This window comes from Clavibacter michiganensis (assembly GCF_002151125.1).
GTDB lineage: Bacteria > Actinomycetota > Actinomycetes > Actinomycetales > Microbacteriaceae > Clavibacter > Clavibacter michiganensis_C.
In genome coordinates this window covers 142,485-160,772 of sequence record NZ_MDJZ01000016.1, presented here as the reverse complement: position 1 = coordinate 160,772, position 18,288 = coordinate 142,485, and the positions used below count along the sequence as shown (strand labels likewise).

The following is an 18,288-nucleotide window of genomic DNA, read 5'->3' as shown; positions in this document are numbered from 1 at the left end:
GGCGGGCCGGCGGCCTGGCAGGCTCGACGCATGGGAGACGACGACGCCGAGCGGCGCGGGAAGGGGTCGGCGTGGACGCGCCGGTCGACGCCGGCGGAGATGCGGGATCACGACGAGTTCCGCACCCAGAACGCGATCGTCAAGTTCTACGCGGTGATCCCGCTCATGATCGTCGCGGTGTTCCTCCCGGCCGGTCCGGTCCGGGGGATCTGGATGGCCCTGGTGATCGTGGGGTACGCGGTCTGGGGCGTGAGGAACGTCATGCGGGCGTCACGGAAGGGCACGGCGGACGAGGCGGAGCGGGCCGCATCGCCGGAGGACGGCGAGGACGGTCCCCCCGTCGCCGATCGCACGGGCTGACCCCGGCCTGACAGGCTGGGCTCATGCACCTCGACGACTGGGACGCCCGCGTCGCCGCCTTCTGGGCGAGTGCCGACGACGAGCGGGCGGACGAGACCGTCGCCGAGATGCGCGCGCTGGCCGCCGAGCGTCCGGCCGACGATCCGCGGGCGCTCTTCGAGCTGGCCTGCGCGCACGACTTCGTGGGCCGCGAGGCGGAGGCCGTGCCGATGTACCGGGCCGCGCTCGACGGCGGGCTGGATCCCGAGCACCGGCCGCTCGCGGTGATCCAGCTGGCGAGCTCCCTGCGCAACGTCGGCGAGGCCGCCGAGGCGGTCGCCCTGCTCGAGTCGATGCCCGACGACGCGCACGCGCCCGGCCGCGACGCGTTCCTCGCGCTCGCGCTGCACGACGCGGGCCGCCCGACGGAGGCGCTGACCCTGGCGCTGCGCCGCCTCGCGCCCGCGCTTCCCGAGTACGGCCGGGCCGTCGCCGCGTACGCGGACGAGCTGGCGGAGCGCGGGCGCACCGAACCCGCCGCGGGCTAGGAGCCGGGCGTCACGCGCGCCGGGTCGCCCGGGGTCGAGCCGGATCCGGCGTCGGCGGCGTCCGGCCCGGCATCCGCATCCACCGCGTCCGCCTCCGCCTTCTTCGCGCGGGCCAGGCGGATCGCCGCGCGGCCCGACGGCAGGGAGATGGCGACCGTGATCACGACGACCGTGATGATCCCCGCCGCCACCAGCAGCTCCTGCACGCTGAAGACGTCCGCCAGCGGACCGAACGCGACCGCGCCGATCGGGGTCGCGAGCGCCATGACGATGCCGACGTAGCTGAAGACGCGGCCGTGCATCTCCGGGGCGACGGTCTCCTGCACGAGCGTCATGAACGGCGCCGAGAACAGCGGCACGAACAGGCCGATCGCGAACATGAACCCGTAGAACACCCAGAGGTTGGGGCTCAGGCCGAGGCCCGCGGTGAAGACGGCGAAGCCGAAGCAGCTCACGAGGATCAGGGTCATGCGGTCGGACTTCGCGAACAGCGTCGACACGAGCGCGCCGCCCCCGAGCATGCCGACGCTGAAGGCGATCTCGAGCACCGTCACCATCCAGACCTCGGTGCCGTATGTGCGCGCGACGAGCAGCGGCGTGATGAACGACGGCGCGACCGTGAGCAGGAAGATGATCGCGAACACGACGAGCAGCCAGCGCACGACCGGGTTGCCGCCGATGTAGCGCATCCCCTCGACGAGGTCCTCGCGGTAGGTCGACGTCTTGTCGGCGACGGAGGCGAGCGTCGGCACGGCCACGGCGGCGAGGAACGCGATGCCGATCGCGGCCGTGATCGCGTCGACGAAGAACAGCGGCACGAGGCCGTAGGCGGCGAAGATCGCGCCCGCGGCCGCCGGCGCGAGCAGGGCCATGGCGGACTGGATGGTGCCGAAGATCCCGTTGACCCGCAGCAGCTGCTCCGGCGGCACGATCTGCGGGATCATCGCCTGCACCGCGGGCGTCTGGAAGCCGGCCCCGACGGAGCGCACGGCGACCGCGAGCAGGATGATCCAGAGGTCGGTGACCCCGTTCATCATCAGCAGGGCGAGCGCGAGGGTGACGATCGCGATGGAGCTGTCGGACACGATCACGAGGACGCGGCGGTTCATGCGGTCGGCGAGGGTGCCGCCGAAGATCGAGACGATGCCCTGCGGCAGGAACGCGCACACCGCGTAGAGCGCGACCGCGAGACCCGAGCGGGTCTCGAACGTGACGTACCACATGACCGCGTACTGGACGAGCATCGAGCCGAACAGGGAGACGGTCTGGCCGCTGAGGAAGAGGGTCGCGTTGCGCTTCCAGCGGGCGGCGACGACGGCCGCGTCGGCGGCGCTCATCTCGGGCACGTCGGCCGGGATCGCCGGGTCGCTCATCGGATCCTCGCCTGCTCGTGTTTCCTCGGGTGTCGAACGCCAGGTTACGGGGCGGCGCGCGCGGCGCGCCAGGGGTGGGCGACGACGATCAGAGGTCCCGGCTCGCCAGCACCACGTCGGAGTCGGAGGGCGTGATCTGCACCTCGCGGATCCGCTCGATGGGGAGCGCCGACGTGGCCGCGAGCTGGGTCGCCTCCGCCTGGCCCGCGCCCCACGTGGCGACGACCGTGCGGGTCCCGTCGTCGTCGATCGCGACGAGGTCGTAGGCGCCCTTGCCCGCTCCACCGCCCGCGTAGGCGCAGCTCCAGTCGAAGCGCGTGCCCCACGGCTTGGCCGTCACGGCGAGCTGCGCCGTCACGCCCTCGTCGAGCTCGGAGCGCATGCTGACGGCGTCGGCCGGGAGGCCCTCGGCAAGGGACCCCTCCCCGGCAAGAGAGGAGGCGGCCGGGGCCGGATCCGCGACGGGCGCGCTCACGCCGGCGCGGAGTGCCGAGCCGAGGCCCGCGCCGCCCACGAGGAGCACGACGGCGGCGGCCGCGAGCAGCCACCCGCCCGTGCGGCGGGTGATCCGCGCGGGGCGGGGCGCGGATCCCGGGAGCCGACGACCGCCGCGGATCCCCCGCCCGCGGGGCACGCGGTGCTCGGCGCCGGCCGAGGCGGTCGGCAGGGCGACGGGAGCGGGCCCGGCCGCCGTCGAGCCGGCGGCAGCGGCCGACGGCGCGGCGGCACCGCGGGCGTCGGCGGCGGGATCCGGCTCGTCGAGCAGCGCGAGCGCGTCCTCGACGGGCAGCATCCGCAGCACGCCGGGCAGGCCGGAGAGCTCGGCGAGGGAGCGCATGCACGCGTCGCAGCCCTGGAGGTGGGCCTCGAAGAGCGCGCGGTCGGTGGCGCTCAGGCTGCCGAGCACGTACGCGGCATCCCACTCGTGGATGTCGTCGGCGCGGTCGTTCATCGGGTGACTCCTCGTTCCTGCAGTGCGAGCCGGAGCGCCTTGAGCGCGTAGTGGAGGCGGGACTTGATGGTGCCGGGCGGGACGCCCTCGCGTTCGGCGGTCTCCGCGACCGACCGACCGAGGTGGTAGCAGCTGACGACCGCGCGGCGGTGCTCCGCGGAGAGCGACGCGAGCGCCTCGGCGACGAGCAGGCGGTCGATGATCGCGTCGGACGCGTCGGCGACGGGATCCTCGGGCAGCGCGTCGGTCGACGTCTCGCGGCCGCGCCACGCGCTGCGGCGGTCGTCGATGACGAGGTTGCGCACCACGGTGAAGAGCCAGCGGCGGGCCGACTCGTCGTCCTCCGCGAGGATCGCGGGCGAACGCCAGGCCCGCAGCAGCGCCTCCTGCACGACGTCCTCGGCGAGCGCCGCATCCCCCGTCAGCCGCAGCGCGTACCGCTGCAGCGCGGGTGCGTGCGCATCGTGCAGCGCCCGCATGCGGGCCGTGCTCTCCGTGGTCATCCGTGCCTCCTCCTCCCACGACGAGATGGACGGCCGGAAGGTTCACCGCTCAGGGGAATCTTCTCAGGGGATCCCGTCGGCGACCCGCGCCCGCCCCTGCTGCCCTACGGCTGGCGACCCGGGATCCGCACGATGACGTTCCCGCGGTGCTCCCCGCGCAGGAGCCCGTCGAGCGCGCCGGGCGCCGCGGCCAGCCCGCCCTCGACGATCGTGCGGGGGAACACGAGCCGCCCCTCCCACAGCCACGCCGCGTAGTGCTCCTCCCACGCGCGCACCTGCGCGGGCGTGTGCATCGTGGAGAAGGGCCGGATCTCGAGCTCCTTGACGATCGCCGTCATCACGTCGAGCCGCGGGTGGCCGCCGTCCCCGCCGTCGACCTGTCCCGCGAGCGCCCCGCAGAGCGCGAAGCGGGCACCGTGGGCGGCCGCCTGCACGGCGGCCTCGAGCTGCGGGCCGGCGACGGTGTCGAAGAGCACGTCGATGCCGTCCGGCGCGAGCTCGCGGAGCCGCTCGAGGACGTCCTCGTCCCGGTGCACGATCGCCGCGTCGAACCCGAGCTCGTCGACGAGGTAGGCGGCCTTCTCGGCGCTCCCGGTGGATCCGATCACGGCCCCCGCCCCGCGCGCCCGGGCGATCTGCCCGGCGAGCGACCCGACGCCGCCCGCGGCTCCGGTGACGAAGACGACGTCGCCCGGACCGACGCGGGCGACGTCGACCATGCCGTGGTACGCCGTGACGCCCTGGTTGAGCACGTGCTCGGCGCTCGGGAGCCGATCGACGTCCACGGGCCGGAAGGCGGACGCGATGCCGACGACCTCCTCGCGCCAGCCGCTCATGTGCGTCACGACCGTGCCGACCGGCATCTCCGCCCGCGACTCGACGACCGTCCCGACGGCGCCGCCCCACAGCGGCTCCTCGAGCGCGTAGGGCGGCATCGGCAGCCCAGGGTCCGCCCGCATGAGGTCGGCCATCACCGCCGTCAGCTGCATGGAGTCGTTGCGCACGCGGATCTCGCCGTCCGCGAGCGGCGGGACGGCCACCGCGCGGACGGCCAGCGACGCGGAGGGCGCGTCCCGCACGCCGTCCCGGTGATGCGCGAGCACGACCTGGGCGGTCGTGCGGGTGGGGGTCGTCTCGGTCATGGGGGTCCTCCTCGTCGCGGCGGGCGTTCCGCCGGGTCGCTGCGAAGCTAGGGACCGATCCGGACAGCGTCCGTCCGGGAGGCGACCGAGGGTGAGGCCATGCGCGACACGTCGGAACGGCTCCTCCTGCTCCTCGGCCTGCTCCAGCGCCGCCGTCCGTGGAACGCGGAGCAGCTCGCGGCCGAGCTCGACGTCACGGACCGCACGATCCGTCGCGACGTCGGCCGCCTCCGCGCGCTCGGCTACCCCGTCACCAGCGCCACCGGCACGGACGGCGGGTACGGGCTGGAGGCCGGGGCGGTGCTGCCGCCGCTGCTGCTGGATCCGCGGGAGGCCATCGCCATCCACCTCGCGCTCCGTCGTGCCGTCGCGGAGGCGGGACCGGAGGAGCGGGCGGACGCACGGGCCGCGCTGGAGAAGGTCACGCGGGTGCTCCCCGAGCGGGCGCGCGCGGCGGTGACGGCGGTGGAGCGGCACTCCGGGGAGGTCGACCTCGGGCAGCCGGTGCGCGCGTCGGCGGGATCCGCCGCGCCGGCGACCCTCGCGGAGATCGCCCGGGCATGCCGGAGCCGGCGACAGCTGACCTGCGACTACGAGCGCGACGACGGGCGCCGCGGACCGATGCGCCTCGAGCCCCGCCATCTCGTCCGGACCCTCGACCGCTGGTACCTCCTGGCGTACGCCGTCGACTCGCAGGGCTGGCGCACGCTGCGCGTCGACCGCATGGGCGACGTCCTGCGGACCGACGTGTCGAGCAGGCCCCGCCCGGATCCCGCCGAGGACCTCGACGCGTTCGTCGCCGACGGCATCCGGTCCACGATCCGGCGGGTGACGGGCACGGTGCGCGTGCAGGCGCCGGCGACCGAGGTGGCGCGGTGGGTGGCTCCGGCCTGGGGCACCGTCACCTCGGACGGCGACGGATCCTGCATCGTGGCGGCGGGTGCGGACAGCCACGCGTCCATGGCCCGGTGGCTCCTGCTCCTCGACCGGCCGCTCGTCGTCGTGGAGCCGCCGGAGCTCGTGGCGGCGTTCTCCGCGGTGGCTCGGGAGGCCGGCCGCGTGGACCTCGTGGCACCGGGATCCAGCCGCTGAACCTGGCAGACCCCTGAGCGCGTGAACGTTCTCCGCGGCTGCTCCGTCGTCCTCCATGTCGGCGCACCTTCCCGCGACGGACAGACAAGCACCATCCGGATCAGGAGACCCCCATGCAGAAGAAGAACAAGATCATCCTCGGCACGAGCGCGGCCGTGGTGGTCGTGCTCGGTGTCAGCGCCGCCGCGTTCGGCCCCGCCTTCTACCGCGACGTGATCGTCGGCGCCCCCGCGGCCGCCCCCTCCGTCTCGGCCGCCCCCGCCGACTCCACGCTCGACACGAGCAACCTCTCCGGCGACTGGCAGATCGGCGCCGGCAGCACCGCGGGCTACCGCGTGGCCGAGGTGCTCAACGGCACCGACGTGACCGTCGTCGGCAAGACCGAGGACGTGTCCGGCACCATCACCGTCGACGGATCCACGCTGCAGGCCGCGACCGTCACGGTCGACGTCGGCACCATCGCCACCGACCAGCCGCCGCGCGACGACTACTTCCGCGGCACCGCCATGGAGGTCTCGAAGTACCCCGACGCCACCTTCACGCTCACGCAGCCGGTCGACGCGGCCGTGCCCGCGAGCGGCGAGGTCGCCACGGTCGACGCGACCGGCGAGCTCACCATGCACGGCGTCACGCAGACCGTGACCGTCCCGCTGCAGGCCGCGCTCACCGCGGACGGCGTGCAGGTGAGCGGATCCATCCCCGTCACCTTCTCCGACTACGGCGTCGAGGCCCCGAGCCTCGGCTTCGTGAGCGTCGAGGACAAGGGCACGGTCGAGTTCCTCGTGAAGGCCACGCCCGCGGGGTAGTCGCGGACCGGCCCTCGGGGCCGCCCCGACTGGAGGGGAGGAGGAGCGCATCCGGGTCGCTCCCCCTCCCCTTCCGTGCGTCCGGGCAGGTGCGCGCGCCGGGCCCACCGCCATGCACCTCCGCGGATCCCGCGCTCCGTCTCTCCACGGGCGGCGGCTCCTGGGGAGGGGCGGGCGGCTTCCCCGGATCCCCGTGCCTATGGTCATCGCGGTCCGGCGAGGGTCCTCCCGCCGAGACGCCGATCACCGCCCACCACAGAGAGATGACACGACCATGTCCGTCACCCGCTCCGCCTCCCGCACCCGACCCGCGGCCGTCGCCGCGCTCGCGACGCTCGCTCTCCTCGGCGTCCCCACCGCCGCGCAGGCCGCCACCCCCGACCATGCCGCCACCGCGGACCACGCGTCCGCCCACCACCACGCGGCGTATCCCGTCAGCCAGCAGACGATCCCCGCCACGGACGGCACCGGCTTCGGCGCCGCCACCCTCTACGCCCCGCAGGGCACCGGCAGGAAGACGCTCGGCGCGATCGTCGTCGCCCCGGGCCTCAAGGGCGACCAGTCCGACCTCGCCTGGCTCGCCCAGGACCTCGCCGGCGAGGGCTTCATCGTGCTGAACATGGACACCCTCGGCAAGTACGACCTCCCGAACCAGCGCTCCTACGAGATGCTCGCCGCGGCGAAGTACCTCGCCACCGCCAGCTCGGTCAAGGACCAGGTCGACCCGGCGGACATCGGCGTGGTCGGCTACTCGCTCGGCGGGGGCGGCGCGCTCCAGGCCGCCGTGGAGCAGCACGGCCTCAAGGCCGCGGTCGCCCTCATGCCCTACGACTTCCCGGCCGGCACGACCGACCCGTACAAGCCCACCGAGTCGCCCACGTACCCCGGCATCACCACCCCGACGCTCGTGATCACCGGCCAGGCCGACACGACCGCCCCGGCGGCGTCCATGGGCAAGCCCGCCTACGACTCCATCCCCGCCTCCACCCCGAAGCAGTACCTGGAGCTCCGCGGCGCGGACCACCTCGCGGCACGCGCCACGACGAACGGCACGGTCCGGGACGCGGTGACGAACTTCCTGAAGGTCTACCTCGACGGCAACAGCGCGTACAGGAAGTACGTGTGCCCGGCCCCGCCGACGTCGGCCGCCATCAGCGAGTCCGCCAGCTCCTGCCCCCGGTAGATCCGGCCCCGGCCCCCGGGCCCGACGAGAGCGGCGTGCGACCACCGGTCGCGCGCCGCTCTCGTCGTCTCGGCGTCTCTGCGTCCGGGCGTCGCGGCGTCCGGACCTCGGATCCTCGTACCGGCAGCCGGCAGCCGGCAGCCGCCGCCTACATCGCCGAGCGGATCGGCACGAGACAGTCGATCTCGCCCGCACGGCGGTAGTGCTCGATGTGCGGCCGGTCCGGATCGTGGTCGGCGAGGCCGAACAGCACCTCGAACGCCGGCTCGATGAGCTCGTAGACGCCGGGCGCCTCGCCCCGCAGGCGCAGCCGGAGGTAGGCGCCGCCCGGGACGACCGTCTCGTCCATGTCTGCCGGGGTCGCGCCGTCGCGCTCCAGCCGCACCGACGCCATGCGGTACACCCCGTCCGCGGCCTGCACGAGGCCCATCATCCTGCGCCCGCGGAGCGAGTCGAAGGCGGCCTCGAACGCCGGCCAGGCGGCCTGGATGGTCGGGATGTCGAGCGGCACGTCGCGGCTCAGGGCGGGGGCGTCCTCGAGGACGACGACGTCGATCCGGCCGAGCTCGTGCGTCCTGGCCACCTCCGTCATGATCCCCTCTCGGCAGCGAGGGCCCAGGTCAGGAGGGGTCCGGTGGCGTCCATCTGGCGAGCGTGCCAGCGGGAGGCCGCCGTGCGGAAGCCCCCGTCGGGGCGTCCCGCGCGACCGATCCGATCCCTACTCGTCGTCCATGGTGGTCGCGAAGCGGCGGAACTCCCCGCGCTCGACGTGCATCTCCCAGAGGGCGTCGGCGAGCACCTGCGGGTCCTTCTTCGGGTGGCCCTGCGTGATGGCGCCGGGGATGATCAGCTGGCCGACGTGGATCCCGTCGCCCGCGAGCGCCTCGTGGATCATCTGGCCGTAGGCGGTCTCGCCCGCGAAGCCGATCGAGGTGCCGGCGAACTTCGGCAGCGGCTGCACCGCGGTGCCGCCGTTGACGAACAGGACCGTCCCGCGGCCGAGCACGCGCATCCCCTGCAGCACCTGGTGCACGGCGGCGACGGGCGCCTGGATGGAGAACTCGAAGGCGCCGACGAGGTCGCCGGGCGTCGTCTCGAGCACCGGTCGCAGGAAGTCCTTCTGCGGCAGCGGGCTGTACTGGAGCACCTCGATCGGCCCGAGGTCCTGCGCGGCCTGGTCGAGCGCGGAAGCGAGCGCCACGTGGTCGCGGACGTTCGCGACGTAGCCGCGGGCGGTGATCCCCTCGTCGGAGAGGGTGCGCGCGAGGTCGTCGACGCGCTCCTGGTTGCGGGCGATGAGCGCGACGGCGAAGCCCTCGGCTCCGAAGCGGCGGGCGACGGCGGCGCCGAGGCCGGCGCCGGCCCCCACGATGGCGATGGTGGTCATGGTTCTCCTCCTGCGGATCGGACGGATGGCGGCCGGGCGTCGGGTGCGCGCGCGGCTCGTGGTCTCGACGCTAGGCCGGTCGGGCGGCGTCGTCCGGATCCGGCGACAGGACGCCGCGCGGATCCGCCGATAGCGTGACGGCATGCAGCTGACCCCGGAGCTCGCCGACCAGCTCGCCCGGGTGCCGCGGACGCAGGGCGGCCTGCTCGCGCCGTGCCGCGTGACGCTCCGGTCGGGGCACGTCCGCGACCGCGTCCTCGTGGGCGAGCGCGCCGCCGTCGCGCGTGCGGGCTTCCGCGTGACGGGCGCCTTCGAGGTCGAGGACGTCGCGCGCATCGAGGACAGCCCCGTGCGGCTGCCCGCGGAGCTGACCGAGCGGGTCCACGAGGCGGGCGAGTCGGGGATGGGGTACCTGATGTTCGTCGTGCGGATGCGCGACGGATCCACCCTGCCGTTCGTCACGGGCGGCATGGCCGACTTCCCCGCCTGGCCGCCGGGCGCCTCGCCCGCCGACGCGGTCGACGTGATCCCGCACAGCGGTCGCGAGGTCTTCCTCCACCGCCAGCCGACGCCGCACGAGAGCGGGGCGCCCGCGCAGTGGCTGCTGTACGACGCGGCCGACGCCTAGGGCGCGGGTCACGGCCGCGGAGGCATCACGCCGGCAGCGACGCCCCGAGGATCGCGCGGGCCGCATCGCGCGCGACCGCCATCGGGCGGGCGAAGGTGCCCATGCCGAGCGTCACGAGGCCGCCCTCGTAGAGGAGCATCAGGGTGCGGGCCAGGGCGGCCGGATCCGGCGCACCGGCCTCCCGGCAGAGGTCGCGGATCAGCTCGTGCAGCCACGCCTTCTGCCGCATGACCTCGGGCAGCACGTCGTGCCCGTCGTCCTCGTCGCCGAGGTCCCCCGCGCCGAGCTCGGCGCGCGCGTTGATGGCGCTGCAGCCCTTGGGCGTGTTCGCGTCCGCCCACGTCACGGCCGCGTCGAACACGGCCAGCACCCGTTCGATCCCGGGCTCGGGCGTGCGCGCGAGCCGCTCCGCGAGGTGCTCGCGCCAGCGCGCGTCGCGGTGCTGGAGGTACGCGACCACCAGCTGCTCCTTGGAGCCGAAGCGGTCGTAGATCGTCTTCTTGGTGACGCCGGCGGCCGCGGCGATCGCGTCGACGCCGACCACGTGGATCCCCCGCGCGTAGAAGAGCTCGGACGCGGCGTCGAGCACGCGGCGGGCCCCGGGGGTGAGGGGGGCGAGGTCGGGGACGGCGGTGTTCACACGACGAATATACCGTTCTGTATAGTCGAGCCCATGACAAGTAGACAGATCGGTATACCTCGACCACTGGTGACCGTCGTGGCCGCCGCCGGGTTCGTGCTCGCGTGGAGCTCCGGCTTCCTCATCGCGGCGATCGGCACGGTCGAGGTGCCCGCGACGACGCTGCTGGTGTGGCGGTTCGCGCCGCTCGCCGTGGCGCTCGTGGCGCTGGTCGTCGTGACCGGCGCGGCACGCGGGATCGCGCCGCGGATGCTCGGCCGGCAGGCCCTCATCGGCGCGTTCGCGCAGCTCGGCTACTGCGCGTTCGTCTACGCGGCGATCGGCGCGGGGATCGCGACCGGCACGACGGCGCTCATCGACGCGGTGCAGCCGCTCGTGGTCGCGACGCTCGTCGGCCCGCTGCTCGGGCTCCGCGTGCGGGGCGCGCAGTGGGCCGGCCTCGCGCTCGGCGCCGTCGGCGTCGTGCTCGTGGTGCGGTCGCAGGCGGGGGCGGCGGATGCGGATCCGGTCGCCTACCTGCTGCCCGCGGCCGCCATGGCCTGCCTGGTGGCGGGGACCTTCCTCGAGCGGCGGTCGTCCGGGCGGCCCCCGGTGCTCGTGACGCTGACCGTGCACGTCGTCGTCACCGCGGCCGCGCTGCTGGTCGCCGCGATCGCGACGGGGACGCTGGTGCCGCCCGCGGATCCGGCGTTCTGGATCACCACGGCGCTCGCCGCGCTCGTGCCGACCCTCGCCGCGTACGGGCTGTACTGGTGGCTGCTCGAGCGGGTCGGGATCACGGCGCTCAACGCGCTCCTGTTCCTCGTCGCGCCGACGACCGCGGCGGCGGGCGCGCTCCTGCTCGGGGAGCGGATCACGCTCGTGACGCTCCTGGGGTTCGCGCTGTGCGGGGCGGGCGTGGCGGCGGTGCTCGCGACGGAGGGTCGGCGGCGGGCCGCGGCGCCGTCGGTCCCGGGCGGCGGATCCGTCGCGGACCACCCCAGTCCGGGTGCGGATCGCCGCGAGCCCGCCGCCCGGGCCGCCTGAGCCCCTAGCGTCGGGGCATGCGCGCACCACGGACCACCGTCGCCTGGGCCGGACTCTGCGCCGCCGCCGTCCTCACGATGAGCGGGTGCGCGACGCCCGGTGGAGCGGGCGGCGGGGCGGGCGGCGGGCTCACGCCGGAGGAGCCGCCGATCGACCTGCCGACGTCCACGGCGACGCCGACGCCGACGCCGACGCGCACCCCGGAGAGCCTCGTCACGGAGTGCGCCGACGCCTCGCCCGCCGCGCTCGCGGCCGTCAACGCCAGCATCGCCCGGGATCCGGGCCCCTACCCGGGGCTGCAGCTCGACGGGCTCGAGACCGTCTGGGACCCGGACGAGGAGGTCTGGACGCTGGCGGGGATGGTGGTGCCCCCGATCGAGGACGGCGTGGAGCCGGAGCGGTTCGTGGCGCTGTGGGCGACGGACCAGGATCCGACCCGGCCGGACTTCACGGGCACGATCTGGTCGGCCGTGAACGGTTCCGACATGGTCTCCGACGCCCCGCATCTCGACTCGTTCCAGCCGCTGACGCTGGACGGCCCGGGCCCGATCGGCCTCGGGTGCGGGGACTTCTACCCGGAGCTGGCCGGCCGCGTGGGCTGACCCGCCCCCGGCAGCCCGCGCAGCCACACGTCGACCTCGCGGGTCGACCGCAGCCGCACGATCCGCAGGTGCGGGTGCTCGACGACCGCCCGCACGATGCGCGTCCGCAGCTTCGCCCGCCCCTTCCAGCCCCAGCGGACGATGTGGTCCGGGTCCGTGAGGATCGTCGCGAGGGGCGGCTCGACGTTCCCGTGCCAGAGCGGCACGCGGTACCACCGGCGGTGCAGGGTGCGGCGGATCAGGCGGCCCATGTGCACGCCCACCGGCAGGTCGAGCCAGACCAGGGTGTCGGCGCGCGACGGCAGCAGCTGCCCGAGCTGCGTCGTGTACTGCCACTCGGTGACCCAGGAGTCGCGGGCGGCGAAGGCCGCCACGTCGTCGCGGAAGCCGGGCAGCTCGGTCCAGCCGGGGCCGTGGAAGAGGGCGTCGAGCTCCTCGTACGGCACGCCGGTGCGGGCGTGGATCCGCCGCGCGAGCGTGGACTTCCCGGTGCCGGCGGGTGCGCCGATGAGGATGCGCCGGGCGGGCGGATCGAGGCGGTCGACGGGTCCGAGCATCCCGCGATCCTAGGGCGGGCGGCCGTCGCGCCGTCGGGATGCGCCCCCGCTCCTTCCGCGCGCGGAGCCCGCCCGGTACTTTGGTGCCGCCCGCAACGAACGGACGCCGACCGGAAGGGGCCGATCATCCGATCGCTCTCGCGCGACGATGCGCACCACGTGGACTCCCCGATCTTCACGACCGCGACCGCGGCGCCGACGTGGGAGGAGGGCGTGATCGTCGGCAGCGGCCGCATCGGCGCCGTCGCGCACGGGCCGGCCGACGCGATCACGATCTCCCTCGCGCACGAGCGCTGGTTCCCGCCCGTGAACCCGCGACCGTCCGCGCCCGACCTGCGGCCCCGCCTCGACGCGATCCGCCAGGCCCTCCTCGCGGGCGACGCCGACGCGGCGAGCGCCGAGCTCCTGGCCGGGGCGCGGGACAGCGGCTACGGCGACGACCTCGTCTGGACGGATCCGCTCGGCATCTGCGCGACGCTCGTCGTCCGCACGACGGGCGGCGTCGCGGACGGCGCGGCGGGCATGCGCCGGACCATGGATCCCGTCGGCGGCGAGGCCGCGATCGAGTGGACCGACCTCGCGGGCGGCCGGCATGCGCTGCGCCTCGTCGCGCCGCGCGACGGCGCCGCCTGCTGGCTGGCGCTCGAGTCCGACCGGGACTCGGAGACGGTCGTCGAGCTCGGCCTCGGCGGGGGCGACGCGACGTCGTGGGACACGGGCGTGCCCGACGCGTCCGCCGCGGTGCGGGCCTCCGTCGCGGGCGGCGAGCGCGGGATCCTCACGGCCGAGGCGGGCGCGGACGGCCCGGCCGATGCCGGCGGCGCGGCCGATGCGGCCGACTCGGAAGGAGGCGCCGTGCGGGCCGTCACGGCGGCCGACGCGGACGGCGCGTGGGAGGTCGTCGGCGGATCCGCGCGCACGACCCTCCGCACCGGCCCCGGCGCGACCCGGCTGCTGCGCCTCGCCGTCGCGACGGGTCCGGCCTCAGCGACGCCGACCCCGGACGGCCCGCCCCGGGCGATGCCGACCTGGGACGACCTGCGCGCCGGACAGCGTTCGGCCCACGGCCGGCTCGTCGGCGCATCCACCCTCGACCTCCGCGGGGGGACGGACACCGACCCCACCACCGAGGACCTCTGGGCGTCCGCCCGCGCGGGCGACCCCGCCGCCCGCCGCCGCGTCGTCGAGGTCGCCTACCTCAGCGGACGCGCGGCGATCATCTCCTCCACCGGCGAGCTGCCGCCCACGCTGCAGGGAGTGTGGCAGGGCACATGGCGACCGGCGTGGTCGGCCGACTACACGCTCAACGGCAACGTGCAGAACGGCGCCGTCGCGGGCCTCGTCCCCACCGGCACGCCCGAGCTCGCCCGCACCCTCCTCGAGCTGGTGCTCCCCCACCTCGACGACCACCGCGAGAACGCCCGCCGCGTCTTCGACGCCGAGGGGATGCTGCTGCCCGCGCGCATGTCCACGCACGGCCGCGCCGACCACCTCTCCGCCGACTATCCGCACCCGTTCTGGCAGGGCTGCGGCGGCTGGATCCTCCGCATCGCCGCCGACGCCGTCGCCGCCACGGGCGATCGCGGCATCGTCGACGACCGGCTGTGGGAGCTGGCCGAGGGCGTGCTGCGCTTCGCCGAGACCGCCACCGTGACGGTCGACGGGGTCCGCCGCCTCGTCCCCTCCTACTCGCCGGAGAACACCCCGGCCGGCGGGCGCGTGCCGGCGGCGACCGACGCGACCATGGACGTCGCGATCCTCCGCGACGCCGCCCGCGCCACCGCCCTGCTCGGCCGGGCGCGCGGCGACGCGTCGCTCGACGCGCGCTGGGCCGCGGTGGTCCGCGACCTGCCGCCGTACCGGGTGGCCGAGGGCGGCGCGCTGGCCGAGTGGCTGGATCCGCGCTGGCCGGAGCAGGTCGCCCACCGCCACGCGTCGCAGCTCTACCCGCTCTGGTACGAGGTCGATCCCGCGTTCGTCGGCGACGGCGACGAGGCCGTGCGCCTCCGTGCCGCGGCCGCGGCGACCGTCGCCGCGAAGATCGCGTGGCGCGCCGAGGACCCGACCGCGCCGCCCGGACGGATGGAGATGGCGTTCGGCCTGGTGCAGGTGGGCCTCGCGGCCGCGGCGCTCGGCGACGCGGAGGCCGCGCTCACCTGCGTCGAGTGGCTGGCCGGCGACCACTGGAGCCCCACGCTCACGACCCGGCACGACGCCGGCCGCATCTTCAACCTCGACGCGAGCGGCGGCCTCCCCGCGCTCGTGGCGGCGATGCTGCTGGGATCCGACGCCGGCGCGCTCGCGGTCCTCCCGGCGCTGCCCGCGGCATGGGAGCGCGGATCCGTCGCCGGGCTCCGCGCGCGCGGCGGCCTCGTGGTGGACCGGCTCGACTGGGATCCCGACGGCGCCTCCCTCGTCGTGCGGCGCGTCCCGGGCGCCGGGTGGCTGGCGCCCGCGGAGGGCACGGCGCTCCGGCTGCCGTGGGCGGCGTCCATGCGCGTGGACGGGCGCGAGCACCGCGCCGGCGAGCGCATCCGGATCGGCGAGGACGCCGTGCGCGTCGAGGTCGAGCGGCTCCCGGGACGCGTACGCTGAGATCGATCTCTCACCTCGGGGACGGCACCGACGACCGCTCGGCGACCGCACCCGACCGCATCACCGCACGCCCCACCGCGGCATCGTCGCCGCCCCACCGGAGGAGCACCCGTGACCACCACCATCACCGTCGACCTCGACCGCCCCGGCGCCACCATCAGCCGCCACCTCTACGGGCACTTCGCCGAGCACCTCGGCCGCTGCATCTACGACGGCTTCTTCGTGGGCGAGGACTCGCCCGTGCCGAACGCCGGCGGGATCCGCCTGGACGTCGTCGAGGCGCTCAAGGCGCTCGACATCCCGAACCTGCGCTGGCCCGGCGGCTGCTTCGCCGACCGCTACCACTGGCGCGAGGGCATCGGCCCGCGCGAGGAGCGGCCGAAGCTCATCAACACGCACTGGGGCGGCGCGGTGGAGGACAACTCCTTCGGCACGCACGAGTTCATGGCGCTCTGCGAGCTGCTGGGGGCCGACGCGTACGTGTCCGGCAACATCGGCTCGGGCACGGTGCAGGAGATGTCCGACTGGGTCGAGTACCTCACGGGCGCGGGCCAGTCGCCCATGGCCGACCTCCGCCGCGCCAACGGCCGGGACGAGCCGTGGACGGTGCAGTTCTGGGGCCTCGGCAACGAGGCGTGGGGCTGCGGCGGCAACATGCGCTCGGTCACCTACGCCGACCTCGCCCGGCAGTTCGGCACCTTCTGCGAGAGCGGCGGGGACACCCCGCTGCATCGCATCGCGGCCGGCGCCGACACCATGGACACCGAGTGGACCGAGACGCTGATGCGTGTGATCCCGGAGATGGAGAAGCACCCGTTCTCGTCCGTGCCGTGGGAGTCGATCTCCGTCCACTACTACACGATCGGCGGCAGCTGGACGGCGAAGGGCAGCGCCACGGACTTCGACGCGGAGGCGTACTGGTCGACGATCGTCGCCGCCCAGGGGATCGAGCCGCTGCTCCGCGCGCACGCCGCCGTGATGGACGTGCACGACCCCGAGAAGCGCTTCGGCATGGTGCTCGACGAGTGGGGCACCTGGTGGGACGTGGAGCCGGGCACGAACCCGGGCTTCCTCTTCCAGCAGAACACCATCCGCGACGCCATGGTCGCGGCCCTGCACTTCGACGTCTTCCACGCGTTCGCCGACCGCCTGCGGATGGCGAACATCGCGCAGACGGTGAACGTGCTGCAGGCGATGCTGCTCACGGATCCCGACGGCGGCGAGATGGTGCGCACCCCCACGTACCACGTGTTCGAGATGAATCGCGGGCACCACGACGCCGCCTCGCTGCCCGCCACGGTGGTCGGGCCGCAGCGCGCGGTCGACGGCCGGGAGATCCCGCTGGCCTCCGCCTCGGCGAGCGCCAAGGACGGTCGCGTGCTCGTCTCCGTCTCGAACGTGGACCTCGAGGAGCCGCTCGAGATCGACCTCGCGTTCCGCGGCGGCGCGGTAGACGACGTCGTGGGCCGCATCCTCACGGCCGACCGGCCCGACGCGCACAACCGCCCGGGCGACGCCGACGCCGTGAGCCCCGTGCCGTTCGACGCCTTCGAGCGCACCGCGGACGGCCTGCGCCTCACGCTGCCGCCGCACTCGTTCGCGACGCTCTCGCTCCGGGTCGACGCGTGAGCGCCGCCACGACCCGGCCCCCGATGGGCTGGAACAGCTGGGACTGCTTCGGCGCCTCCGTCACCGAGGAGGAGGTGCTCGCCAACGCACGCTACCTCGCCGAGCACCTGCTGCCGCACGGCTGGGACACCGTCGTCGTCGACATCCAGTGGTACGAGCCGGACCCCGGCATGGCCGACTACCAGGAGGTGTCCGCCCCCGAGCTCGACGCGTGGGGACGCCCGCAGCCCGCGGTCGGCCGGTTCCCGTCGTCGGCCGGCGGGCGCGGCTTCCAGGACCTGGCCGCGCGGATCCACGACATGGGCCTCCGCTTCGGCGTGCACCTCATGCGCGGCGTGCCCCGGCGCGCGGCGGAGGAGCGGCTGCCGGTCCTCGGATCCGACGCCACGTGCGCCGACATCGCCGACCCCGCGAACCCCTGCCCGTGGAACCCCGACGACCACGGCATCGACATGACCCGGCCGGGCGCGCAGGAGTACTACGACTCCGTCCTCGCGATGCTCGCGGGCTGGGGCGTCGACTACGTGAAGCTCGACGACGTGCTGTACCCGCCGATCCAGGCGGCCGAGATCCGGGCGATCTCGCGCGCCATCGCGGCGTCCGGCCGCCCGATGACGCTGAGCCTCTCGCCCGGCAAGCAGCTGTCCCTCGAGAACCTCGACCTGCTGCGGGAGACCGCGCAGCTCTGGCGGATCTCGGACGACTTCTGGGACGACTGGGACCACCTCCGCGAGCAGTTCCAGCGCGCGGCCCGGTGGGCGCCGCACCAGCGACCCGGCGGATGGGCGGACGCCGACATGCTGCCGCTCGGCCGCATCGGGGTCCGCGCCCACGTCGGGGCCGACCGGCAGAGCCGCTTCACGCCGGCCGAGCAGCGCACGCTCGTCTCGCTCTGGTGCCTGCTGCGGTCGCCGCTCATGTTCGGCGGGCACCTGCCCGACACGGATCCGGCGACCCTCGCGCTCCTCACGAACGACGACGTGCTCGAGCTCCTCGGGAGCGACGCGAGCCGCGAGATCGTCCGCGACGGCGACCTCGTGGTGTGGGCGGCGGAGCGGGGATCCACCCGGTGGCGCGCGGTGTTCCAGCTGGGCGACGCGCCCCGCACCGTGACCGCGCACCTCGCCGACCTCGGCTGCTCGGAGGCCACCCGCGCCACCGACCTCTGGTCGGGCGAGGAGCTGGCGATCGTCGACGGCGGGATCCCGCTCGAGATCGAGGCGCACGGCGTGCGGCTGCTCCGCCTGGGCTGACGACGCCGCGCGACGCCGCGACACCGCACGACG

At 74.9% G+C, this 18,288-nt stretch carries 19 protein-coding genes; 11 read left to right on the top strand and 8 right to left on the bottom strand.

What is annotated here, in order from left to right; translation table 11 throughout:
- Positions 1–30: 30 nt before the first annotated feature.
- The gene (locus tag BFL37_RS10165; protein ID WP_086515007.1) at positions 31–360 is read left to right on the top strand and encodes a hypothetical protein; all 330 of its coding nucleotides are present in this window, start codon (positions 31–33) and stop codon (positions 358–360) included.
- A gap of 23 nt (positions 361–383) precedes the next feature.
- Positions 384–887 carry a tetratricopeptide repeat protein gene (locus tag BFL37_RS10160; RefSeq protein WP_086515006.1) on the top strand — a complete coding sequence of 168 codons (504 nt, stop codon included), beginning with the start codon at positions 384–386 and terminating at the stop codon, positions 885–887.
- Here the strand turns inward: BFL37_RS10160 and BFL37_RS10155 are convergent.
- From BFL37_RS10155 to BFL37_RS10140, 4 genes are all read right to left on the bottom strand, one after another.
- Positions 884–2,260, bottom strand: coding sequence for an MFS transporter (locus BFL37_RS10155; RefSeq protein ID WP_086515005.1), 1,377 nt, complete (start codon positions 2,258–2,260; stop codon positions 884–886). The genes BFL37_RS10160 and BFL37_RS10155 overlap by 4 nt on opposite strands.
- A gap of 88 nt (positions 2,261–2,348) precedes the next feature.
- Complete coding sequence (locus BFL37_RS10150; protein WP_086515004.1) at positions 2,349–3,212, bottom strand: anti-sigma factor family protein; 864 nt, start codon at positions 3,210–3,212, stop codon at positions 2,349–2,351.
- The gene (locus BFL37_RS10145; protein ID WP_086515003.1) at positions 3,209–3,715 is read right to left on the bottom strand and encodes a sigma-70 family RNA polymerase sigma factor; all 507 of its coding nucleotides are present in this window, start codon (positions 3,713–3,715) and stop codon (positions 3,209–3,211) included. Before BFL37_RS10145 ends, BFL37_RS10150 begins: the two co-directional genes overlap by 4 nt.
- A 104-nt stretch (positions 3,716–3,819) precedes the next feature.
- On the bottom strand, positions 3,820–4,857 hold the full coding sequence (locus BFL37_RS10140) for an MDR family NADP-dependent oxidoreductase (protein ID WP_241533948.1): 1,038 nt from the start codon (positions 4,855–4,857) through the stop codon (positions 3,820–3,822).
- Between the two features lie 99 nt (positions 4,858–4,956).
- On the opposite strand from BFL37_RS10140, the gene BFL37_RS10135 reads away from it, so the two are divergent.
- The 3 genes from BFL37_RS10135 (at position 4,957) to BFL37_RS10125 (ending at position 7,938) form a co-directional block, all read left to right on the top strand.
- Entirely contained in the window at positions 4,957–5,949 is a 993-nt protein-coding gene (locus tag BFL37_RS10135) for a helix-turn-helix transcriptional regulator (protein WP_086515002.1), read from the top strand.
- 113 nt (positions 5,950–6,062) lie between these two features.
- Entirely contained in the window at positions 6,063–6,755 is a 693-nt protein-coding gene (locus BFL37_RS10130) for a YceI family protein (RefSeq protein WP_086515001.1), read from the top strand.
- Between the two features lie 274 nt (positions 6,756–7,029).
- On the top strand, positions 7,030–7,938 hold the full coding sequence (locus BFL37_RS10125; protein ID WP_086515000.1) for a dienelactone hydrolase family protein: 909 nt from the start codon (positions 7,030–7,032) through the stop codon (positions 7,936–7,938).
- 148 nt (positions 7,939–8,086) lie between these two features.
- Here BFL37_RS10125 and BFL37_RS10120 read toward each other — a convergent pair whose 3' ends face one another.
- Both BFL37_RS10120 and BFL37_RS10115 read right to left on the bottom strand, forming a co-directional pair.
- Positions 8,087–8,530, bottom strand: coding sequence for an AraC family transcriptional regulator (locus BFL37_RS10120; protein ID WP_086514999.1), 444 nt, complete (start codon positions 8,528–8,530; stop codon positions 8,087–8,089).
- A 126-nt stretch (positions 8,531–8,656) separates the two neighbouring features.
- Complete coding sequence (locus tag BFL37_RS10115) at positions 8,657–9,325, bottom strand: SDR family NAD(P)-dependent oxidoreductase (RefSeq protein WP_086514998.1); 669 nt, start codon at positions 9,323–9,325, stop codon at positions 8,657–8,659.
- 142 nt (positions 9,326–9,467) lie between these two features.
- On the opposite strand from BFL37_RS10115, the gene BFL37_RS10110 reads away from it, so the two are divergent.
- Positions 9,468–9,953: a hypothetical protein gene (locus BFL37_RS10110; protein WP_086514997.1), complete on the top strand. Its 486-nt coding sequence runs from the start codon at positions 9,468–9,470 to the stop codon at positions 9,951–9,953.
- Positions 9,954–9,978: 25 nt separating this feature from the next.
- Here the strand turns inward: BFL37_RS10110 and BFL37_RS10105 are convergent, their stop codons facing one another.
- Positions 9,979–10,593 (bottom strand): TetR/AcrR family transcriptional regulator, encoded by a 615-nt coding sequence (locus BFL37_RS10105; protein ID WP_086514996.1) that lies wholly within the window; start codon positions 10,591–10,593, stop codon positions 9,979–9,981.
- Between the two features lie 69 nt (positions 10,594–10,662).
- On the opposite strand from BFL37_RS10105, the gene BFL37_RS10100 reads away from it, so the two are divergent.
- Together BFL37_RS10100 and BFL37_RS10095 are read left to right on the top strand one after the other, a co-directional pair.
- On the top strand, positions 10,663–11,619 hold the full coding sequence (locus BFL37_RS10100) for a DMT family transporter (protein WP_086514995.1): 957 nt from the start codon (positions 10,663–10,665) through the stop codon (positions 11,617–11,619).
- A gap of 17 nt (positions 11,620–11,636) precedes the next feature.
- The gene (locus BFL37_RS10095; RefSeq protein ID WP_086514994.1) at positions 11,637–12,221 is read left to right on the top strand and encodes a hypothetical protein; all 585 of its coding nucleotides are present in this window, start codon (positions 11,637–11,639) and stop codon (positions 12,219–12,221) included.
- Here the strand turns inward: BFL37_RS10095 and BFL37_RS10090 are convergent.
- Positions 12,191–12,778 carry an AAA family ATPase gene (locus tag BFL37_RS10090; protein ID WP_086515302.1) on the bottom strand — a complete coding sequence of 196 codons (588 nt, stop codon included), beginning with the start codon at positions 12,776–12,778 and terminating at the stop codon, positions 12,191–12,193. The genes BFL37_RS10095 and BFL37_RS10090 overlap by 31 nt on opposite strands.
- A gap of 159 nt (positions 12,779–12,937) precedes the next feature.
- On the opposite strand from BFL37_RS10090, the gene BFL37_RS10085 reads away from it, so the two are divergent.
- The 3 genes from BFL37_RS10085 to BFL37_RS10075 all read left to right on the top strand — a co-directional run bounded on the left by BFL37_RS10085 (position 12,938) and on the right by BFL37_RS10075 (position 18,255).
- A complete protein-coding gene (locus BFL37_RS10085) occupies positions 12,938–15,373 on the top strand; it encodes a glycosyl hydrolase family 95 catalytic domain-containing protein (RefSeq protein WP_172403792.1) in 2,436 nt (811 codons plus the stop codon).
- 111 nt (positions 15,374–15,484) lie between these two features.
- The gene (locus BFL37_RS10080) at positions 15,485–17,002 is read left to right on the top strand and encodes an alpha-N-arabinofuranosidase (RefSeq protein ID WP_086514992.1); all 1,518 of its coding nucleotides are present in this window, start codon (positions 15,485–15,487) and stop codon (positions 17,000–17,002) included.
- A complete protein-coding gene (locus BFL37_RS10075; protein ID WP_241533947.1) occupies positions 16,999–18,255 on the top strand; it encodes a glycoside hydrolase family 27 protein in 1,257 nt (418 codons plus the stop codon). Before BFL37_RS10080 ends, BFL37_RS10075 begins: the two co-directional genes overlap by 4 nt.
- The last annotated feature ends 33 nt before the right edge of the window (positions 18,256–18,288 follow it).